Annotated in this window: 4 protein-coding genes, 1 tRNA gene and 2 pseudogenes; 4 read left to right on the top strand and 3 right to left on the bottom strand. The window is 62.7% G+C overall.

The genetic code is table 11. The features are described from left to right. Window positions 1-900 precede the first annotated feature (900 nt). Window positions 901-1,005, bottom strand: a pseudogene (locus tag VGH68_RS30155) (AAA family ATPase); the annotation flags it as partial. Between the two features lie 187 nt (window positions 1,006-1,192). Between VGH68_RS30155 and VGH68_RS25155 the strand changes: the two are divergent. Continuing rightward, window positions 1,193-2,153 (top strand): annotated as a pseudogene (locus VGH68_RS25155) (tyrosine-type recombinase/integrase). Window positions 2,154-2,532: 379 nt separating this feature from the next. Here the strand turns inward: VGH68_RS25155 and VGH68_RS25150 are convergent. Beyond that, window positions 2,533-2,607, bottom strand: a tRNA-Arg gene (locus tag VGH68_RS25150). 253 nt (window positions 2,608-2,860) lie between these two features. After that, on the bottom strand, window positions 2,861-3,052 hold the full coding sequence (locus tag VGH68_RS25145) for a rubredoxin (RefSeq protein ID WP_331606422.1): 192 nt from the start codon (window positions 3,050-3,052) through the stop codon (window positions 2,861-2,863). A 338-nt stretch (window positions 3,053-3,390) separates the two neighbouring features. Between VGH68_RS25145 and VGH68_RS25140 the strand changes: the two genes are divergently transcribed. The 3 genes from VGH68_RS25140 to VGH68_RS25130 all read left to right on the top strand — a co-directional run. Beyond that, window positions 3,391-5,325, top strand: a complete 1,935-nt coding sequence (locus tag VGH68_RS25140) for an ATP-binding cassette domain-containing protein (RefSeq protein ID WP_331606421.1) — start codon at window positions 3,391-3,393, stop codon at window positions 5,323-5,325. Between the two features lie 344 nt (window positions 5,326-5,669). Next, a complete protein-coding gene (locus VGH68_RS25135) occupies window positions 5,670-7,655 on the top strand; it encodes a DNA topoisomerase IV subunit B (RefSeq protein ID WP_331606419.1) in 1,986 nt (661 codons plus the stop codon). Window positions 7,656-7,719: 64 nt separating this feature from the next. Next, the coding region (locus tag VGH68_RS25130; RefSeq protein WP_331606418.1) for a DNA gyrase subunit A at window positions 7,720-8,320 on the top strand (601 nt) is incomplete at its 3' end.

Here is an 8,320-nt window from a genome sequence, read left to right as displayed (position 1 = left end):
TTCTCACGATCTCGTCCGGATGTTCTGTGGCCGACGGGCTCGCGCCGGGATTGGCTTGCGCCCAGACGTTGGATGAGGATGCCAGTGCGAGCAAAGCGCTTAATGCGGCAATCATCTTTTTCATGGCGAACTCCGGGTGTTGTGCTGTTTCATTGGCCTCTACCGGTGGAACCGGCGAGCTTCCAGCCTATACGTCTCAGCAAAGTTGTTGTATGGGACTTTAGCCCCATGACTGCTCGACCATGGCTTTCCGAGTAGCCCGCCTCCGTGGCTGGTTTTTCGTTTCGTTCGTGCCCGAAGAGACCTCCTGCTACGGGTGGTGCGATCGGCGGCGACGTTTGCCCAGATCACGGCAAGGCGGGGTAGTTCCAGGTGACCACACGCAGAGGAATTTGGGTGACCGCGCCGCGGTTCACATCGCAATCAGTCAGCCCGTCGAAGACTCGACGACATGGAAAGCGTGAATGGCATGGCTAATGGTCTCCGTCGTGCTCGGGCATGACCTGCACGACGATGCGCCGGCTTTTCCAGAACATGTTGTGGATTCGGGACTGCAAATTGAAACTGAGTGTACCCATTATTGAATCGTTGCATTACTTCGCTATAGTAAGTTTGGTAGGCTTGTTCGGCGTCTATAGTATTAGTAGGAATCGAAGCAATTGGCTGATAATTTTGCACTGGGCGGTGAGAATTAATGCTCAGTCCTTGCACTGGATGCTGTCCGCGTATTTCGATCGTATACGAGGCACCTCCATTTGCCGGGACAATTAACGATGCAGATGAGCCGTTGCTATATGTGATAGTTCCGATTTCGAAAGAACTTGGGTTTTGCGGGGGCGAATTTCCGACGAGCTTACGGAAAAGTCCTGTCGCATAGCTGAACGCTGTTGCTCCAGGTTTTTTCTTCGGTGTAGATAACAATGCAAGATGCCAGCCGAAGTGCTGCGCCAACAATCTTAATATTGTCGTCTTTCCGGCTCCGTTTGCGCCCGTGATAATTGTCATACGTGGATGCAACGCCAGATCGACTGTTACCGTCACCGACAAGAGCAACGGAGGCGGCAAGGCCGGTATTAAAGTCTTCAGCGTCGAACTGGGTGGGGAGCTTTCGAAAAGCGCCGAGCAAAGCACCGCGAGCCGCGTGAAGTTCGCCATTCCCATCGTGCCACCCATCGAGCAGATGTAATAGCCAATGACTGACTCCATCGTCTTCCGCGCAAACACTCTGCCCGTGCTGGTGGTTGTCGCTGGCGAGCGTGCTGGGGTGCGCTTTCTCGAGTTCTTCGCGTCGGCGATCCGCAATCCGCACACGCGCCGCGCGTATGCGCGCAGCGGGGGATTTTCTCGCGTGGTGCGCCGGCGCCGGCGCCGGCGTGATGTCCATTACTGAGGTGCAGCCGCTGCACGTCGCGGCCTGGATCGAGCGGCAGACGCAGACGCTGTCGGCGCCGACCGTCAAGCAGCGGCTCGCGGCGATCCGCCACCTGTTCGACTGGCTCGTGACCGGCCAGATCGTCCCGCACAACACGGCCGCGTCGGTACGCGGGCCCAGTCACACCGCAAAGAAAGGGAAAACGCCGGTGCTCGATGCGTGCGAGGCGCGGCAGCTGCTCGACCGCATTGACGTGAGCACACCGATCGGCCTGCGGGATCGGGCGCTGATTGCGCTCATGGTGTTTTCGTTCGCGCGTATCGGCGCCGCGCTCGCGATGCGCGTCGAGGACGTCTACGTGCAGCACCGGCGGCTGTGGGTGCGCCTGCGCGAAAAGGGCGGCAAGCGTCACGAGATGCCGTGTCACCACACGCTTGAGGCGTACCTGCACGCGTATCTGGACGGCACTAGTATCGGGAGTGATACGAAGGGGCCACTGTTCCGCACGATCGGGCGTGGCACCGGGCAGCTCAGCGACACGCCGCTACCGCAGGCGAACGCGTACGCGATGGTGCGGCGCCGCGCACTCGCGGCGGGCATCGGCACGCAGATAGGCAACCACACGTTCCGCGCGACCGGCATCACCGCGTACCTGAAGAATGGCGGCACGCTCGAGAATGCCGCCACGATGGCGAGCCACGCGTCGACCCGGACCACGCAGCTCTATGACCGGCGCCGTGACGACATCAGCCTGGATGAAGTGGAGCGGATCCACATATAGCGCGACAGCCCATCACATGCCTAAAGGAGCGACTATGCGAGTTATATGTGAGCATGCACAATGCCTGCGTGCGCTGCGTAATGAAGAGATAAGACGGGCCGGATGAACGTGGAACGACGCCGCGGTCGTTGAACGAAACTGTAGCGACATGGTTAGATCGGCGTTGAATAGCGCGGATTCGCCAGATGCTTAAACAAATCGGCTTCGTGACGCATTGCGAGCGCCCGTGCGAGGCGAGGCGGGGTTCTGGGTCTGCGCTCCACAGTTAGGAAATCCCGTAACTGTGTGAAAAGGAAGGGAGCTGAAAGAAGTTCGTTACGCCAAATTTACGCCAAACTCAACGGTGCCTCAAGCTGGTTGGCGTTTTACGCCGGTATTCTGGTCCCCCTGACAGGAATCGAACCTGTATCTAGCGCTTAGGAGGCACTTGTTCTATCCATTGAACTACAGGGAGAGGACCAAACCGGACAAATGCGGGAGGACTCGTCGAGTCCAGATTCGCCAGCGAGCGCAGAGTATATCAAACCCGCCCCGGGAGCAGGAGGGCGGGATTCCCGCCCTCCTAAGCAAACGGCCCGGGCCAGACATCGCCTGCCGGGCCGCCCGCACGAACCTTGGTCACCTGGCGACGCACGCCAAGCCCGCGCCAAACGCACGCCAAACCGCGCCCCCCCCCGCAACAAGTCATCCCAACAACAATAGCCGCATCAAAACTCCACCACTGCAAACTCCGCTTTGCCCACATCGCACAGCGGGCAGCGCCAATCCTCGGGGATCGCGGCGAAGCGCGTTCCCGGTGCGATGCCTTCTTCGGGCAGGCCGTCTTCCTCGTTGTAGATCCAGCCGCAAATCAGGCAGACCCAGCTCTTGTATTCGGTCACATCGACGACTTCACTCACGACTTGCTCTCTCTTCAATCCAGTGGCCGGCGTGGTCCGCCCTTTTTTGAGGCGGCGCGGCGAGCCGGAATGTTACTGGAATTTGTCAAATCGACCTCGGCCGCGCCGATCCCGCACCGCCACAACGCATCCGGCAGGCGCTTTTTGCAGGCCACCGCTAACGCGGCTCGCAGGTAGCCGATACGCAGTCCACTATCCGCTGGCCACGGCGTCGCGTCGCCGACACGCGCGACTCTCCACGCCGCCTCCCCAGGTACGCAAGCACCCGGGCGCCCGCCCGCGCGCCCGGTACAATGAGCAGTTCCGGCTCATCGCTGTCTCTGTCTTCTCCCATTCCCATGTCGCTCTACACCATTACCGGAGCCCAGCTGGCGTTCGGTCACGTCGCGTTGCTCGACCACGCGGATTTCTCGCTCGAAGAGGGCGAGCGCGTCGGGCTGATCGGTCGCAACGGCGCGGGCAAGTCGTCGCTGCTGAAGATCGTCGCCGATCTCACCCGTCCGGACGACGGCGTCGTCACCCGTCAGCAAAACCTGACCACCGTCTACGTGCCGCAGGAGCCCGAGTTCGACGCCGAGGACACCGTGTTCGACGCGGTCGCCGCTGGCTTGACCCACGCCCGCGCGCTGCTCGATGAATACGACGCGGTCGCGCATCAACTCGCCGACACGCCCGAAGGCGCCGCGCACGACGCGTTGCTCGCGCGCATGAACACGCTGCAATCGTCGCTGGATGCGGCCGACGCGTGGAACTGGAGTACCCGCGTCGCCACCACGCTGCAGCAGATCGGCCTGAACGGCGAGGCGCGCGTCGGCTCGCTGTCGGGCGGGATGCAAAAGCGCGCGGCGCTCGCGCGCGCGCTGGTCGTGCGGCCGGACGTGCTGTTGCTCGACGAACCGACCAACCATCTCGATTTCGACGGCATCCGGTGGCTCGAAGATCTGTTGGTGTCGCTGCGCGCGGGGCTGCTGTTCGTCACGCACGATCGCGCGTTTCTCGACCGCGTCGCCACGCGCATCGTCGAACTCGATCGCGGGCGGCTGCTGTCGTATCCGGGCAATTTCTCCGCGTACCAGACGCGCAAGGCGCAGCAACTGGAAGTCGAGCGGATCGAACACGAGAAGTTCGACAAGCTGCTTGCTCAGGAAGAAGTGTGGATTCGCAAGGGCGTCGAGGCGCGCCGCACGCGCAGCGTCGGCCGCATCGCGCGGCTCGTGCAGATGCGCGACGAACGCGCCGAGCGCCGCAACGTGCAGGGCAATGTGAAGCTCGATGTCGGCCAGGGCGAGAAGTCCGGCAAGATTGTCGCGGAACTGACGGATGTGACCAAGCGCTATGGCGCGCGCACGGTGGTCGACCGCTTCACGGCCACGGTGATGCGCGGCGACAAGATCGGTTTCATCGGTCCGAACGGCGCGGGCAAGACCACGCTGCTTAAGCTGATCCTCGGCGAACTCGCGCCGGACGATGGCCGCGTGCGGGTCGGCACGAATCTGCAAGTCGCCTATTTCGATCAGATGCGCGCGCAGCTCGATCTGGACAGGAGCCTCGCCGACACGATCAGCCCTGGCAGCGAGTGGGTCGAAATCAACGGCCAGAAAAAGCATGTGATGAGCTATCTCGGCGACTTCCTGTTCGCGCCCGAGCGTGCGCGTTCGCCGGTCAAGTCGCTGTCGGGCGGCGAGCGCAACCGGCTGCTGCTCGCGCGTCTGTTCGCGCGGCCGGCCAACGTGCTGGTGCTCGACGAGCCGACCAACGACCTCGACATTCCGACGCTCGAACTGCTCGAAGAGCTGCTGATCGACTACGACGGCACGGTGCTGCTCGTCAGCCACGACCGGGCGTTTCTCGATAACGTGGTGACGTCGGTGATTGCGTCGGAGGGGGGCGGCAAGTGGCGCGAATACGTGGGCGGCTTCACGGACTGGCAGACCCAGCGCGACCGCTCGGAACAACTCGCGCTCGAAGCGCAGAAAGAGTCGAGCAAGGAAGCGCCGAAAGAAACGGGCCAGAAGGACAGCGCCATGGGCCGCAACGCGCAGCGCGCGGTGAAGCTGTCGTTCAAGGAACAGCGCGAGCTCGAGGCGCTGCCACAAAAGGTTGCCGAACTCGAAGCCGAGCAGAAAGCGATCGGCGCGCAGCTCGCGGACGGTTCGGTGTTCGCGAAGGATGCGCGCGAGGGCGCGCGCCTGACCGAACGTTATGCGGAGATCGACGAAGCGCTGCTGGTCGCGCTGGAGCGTTGGGAAGAGTTGGAAAAGCGCGGCAAGTAACCGGCAAACAAGCGGGGGCAACAGCGCAACACGACACCCGCGCAACAGCGCGCTCGCGCCGGCCGCCGCGCCTTGTCCAGACGGCCAATTCCACGCACCGTCAATTGCCGCCGGGATCGAAATCAGTACAATACCCCGCGAACAAGGCTTGCCCGGCGGATGCTCGCCACGTCGGTCATCGAGCGCGCCAGCGGGAAGCAGCACGATAAAACAGCCTGCCCGTACTGCGGGCACTCCACCTAACCCCGTTGTTTCGTTTCGCTTTTTTTGAAAATTCAACGCATTGTCCACGGACCTGTCCACAGGACCTGTGGACAACGATGAACCGACGCACCGAGTCAATCATGTCTACGAAAAAGCCAAACGCCGCGTATAGCGAAGCGTCGATCAAGGTGTTGAAGGGTCTCGAGCCGGTCAAGCAACGGCCCGGCATGTACACCCGCACCGAGAATCCGCTGCACATCATTCAGGAAGTCATCGACAACGCGTCGGACGAAGCCCTCGGCGGCTACGGCCGGCAAATCACGGTCACGCTGCATGCGGACCATTCGGTCTCGGTCGACGACGACGGCCGCGGCATCCCGTTCGGCCTGCATCCCGAGGAGGGCGTGCCGGTCGTCGAAATCGTGTTTACGCGCCTGCACGCGGGCGGCAAGTTCGACAAGGCCGCCGGTGGCGCGTACACATTCTCCGGCGGCCTGCACGGCGTCGGCGTGTCGGTCACCAACGCGCTGTCCACGCGGCTGGACGTCACCGTGTGGCGCGACGGCAAGGTCGCCGAACTGAGCTTCGCTCACGGCGACGTCGCGAAACCGCTGCAGGTGCGCGCGGCTGCGAAGGGCGACAAAAAGTCCGGCACGCGCGTGACTGCGTGGGCCGATCCGAAATACTTCGATTCACCGAATCTGCCGCTTGGCGAGTTGCAGCGTCTGCTGCGTTCGAAGGCGGTGCTGTTGCCGGGCGTCGAAGTCACGCTCATCAACGAGAAGACTGGCGAGCAGCAAAGCTGGAAATACGAAGACGGTCTGCGCGGCTATCTGCTCGAAGGCATGAACGGCAGCGACCTGCTGATCCCGCTGTTCGAAGGCGAGCGCTATGCGGAAAACTCGCGCGCGAGCGAGGACACCTTCGCCGAGGGCGAGGGCGCCGCATGGGTCGTCGCGTGGAGCGAGGAGGGGCCGCTCACGCGCGAGTCGTACGTGAACCTGATTCCGACGCCCGCGGGCGGCACGCATGAGTCGGGTTTGCGCGACGGTCTGTATCAGGCGGTGAAGAGCTTCGTCGAGCTGCACAATCTGCAGCCGAAAGGCGTCAAGCTGCTCGCCGAAGACGTGTTCGCGCGCGTGTCGTTCGTGCTGTCGGCGAAAGTGCTCGATCCGCAATTCCAAGGGCAGATCAAGGAGCGCTTGAATAGCCGCGACGCGGTCAAGCTGGTGTCGTCGTTCGCGCGGCCCGCGCTCGAATTGTGGCTCAACCAGCACGTGGAGCACGGCAAGAAGCTCGCCGATCTGGTGATCAAGCAGGCACAGGCGCGTACCCGCGCCGGGCAGAAGGTCGAAAAGCGCAAGAGCTCAGGCGTGGCGGTGTTGCCTGGCAAGCTGACCGATTGCGAATCGACGGAAATCGGCCGCAACGAACTGTTCCTCGTCGAGGGCGATTCTGCTGGCGGCTCCGCGAAGATGGGCCGCGACAAGGAATACCAGGCGATCCTGCCGCTGCGCGGCAAGGTGCTGAACACGTGGGAAACCGAGCGAGACCGCCTGTTTGCGAACAACGAAGTGCACGACATTTCGGTCGCGATCGGCGTCGATCCGCACAGCCCGGACGACAAGGTCGATCTGTCGAATCTGCGCTACGGCAAGATCTGCATCCTGTCGGACGCGGACGTCGATGGCTCGCACATTCAGGTGCTGCTGCTCACGCTGTTCTTCAAACATTTCCCGCAACTGATCGAACGTGGCCATGTGTGCGTCGCGCGCCCGCCGCTGTTTCGCGTCGACGCGCCCGCACGCGGCAAGAAGCCCGCGCAGAAGCTGTACGCGCTCGACGAAGGCGAACTCGAAGCGATTCTCGACAAGCTGCGCAAGGACGGCGTGCGCGATAGCCAGTGGTCGATCAGCCGCTTCAAGGGTCTTGGCGAAATGAGCGCGGAGCAGTTGTGGGACACCACGATGAATCCCGATACGCGCCGCCTGCAACCGGTCGCGCTCGGCGAACTCGACTACGACGCGACGGTCGCGCGCATGACGATGCTGATGGGCAAGGGCGAAGCGGCGTCGCGCCGCAACTGGCTCGAGGAAAAGGGCAATGAAGTGGAAGCGGATATCTGAGCGCGTGTCGGACGCGCGCAGACTGCGCGAATCATCTTCAGCCAAACACGGATACGGAATCTAGATGGACGACGATAACACTCTCGACCTTTTCAACGAGCCGCCCCCCGACAGCGACGTGCTGACGCTCGGCAACTACGCGGAGCGCGCGTATCTCGAGTATGCGGTCAGCGTGGTCAAGGGCCGCGCGCTGCCGGACGTGTGCGACGGCCAGAAGCCGGTGCAGCGCCGCATCCTGTTCGCGATGAACGAGATGGGACTCGGCGACAACGCGAAGCCGGTCAAGTCGGCGCGCGTGGTCGGCGACGTGCTCGGCAAGTATCACCCGCACGGCGACCAGTCCGCATACGACGCGCTCGTGCGTCTCGCGCAAGACTTCTCGATGCGTTATCCGCTGATCGACGGCCAGGGCAACTTCGGCTCACGCGACGGCGACGGCGCGGCGGCGATGCGTTACACGGAAGCGCGTCTGACACCGATCGCGAAGCTGCTGCTGGGCGAGATCGATCAGGGCACGGTCGATTTCATGCCGAACTACGACGGCTCGTTTCAGGAGCCGAAGCTTTTACCCGCGCGCCTGCCATTCCTGTTGCTGAATGGCGCATCGGGTATCGCGGTGGGGATGGCGACTGAAGTTCCTTCGCACAATCTGCGTGAAGTCGCAG

Origin of the sequence: Paraburkholderia sp., from assembly GCF_036488505.1 — a bacterium.
Taxonomy (GTDB): Bacteria; Pseudomonadota; Gammaproteobacteria; order Burkholderiales; family Burkholderiaceae; genus Paraburkholderia.
The sequence above is the reverse complement of the archived record's forward strand: the minus strand, read 5'-3'. Positions and strand labels throughout refer to the sequence as shown.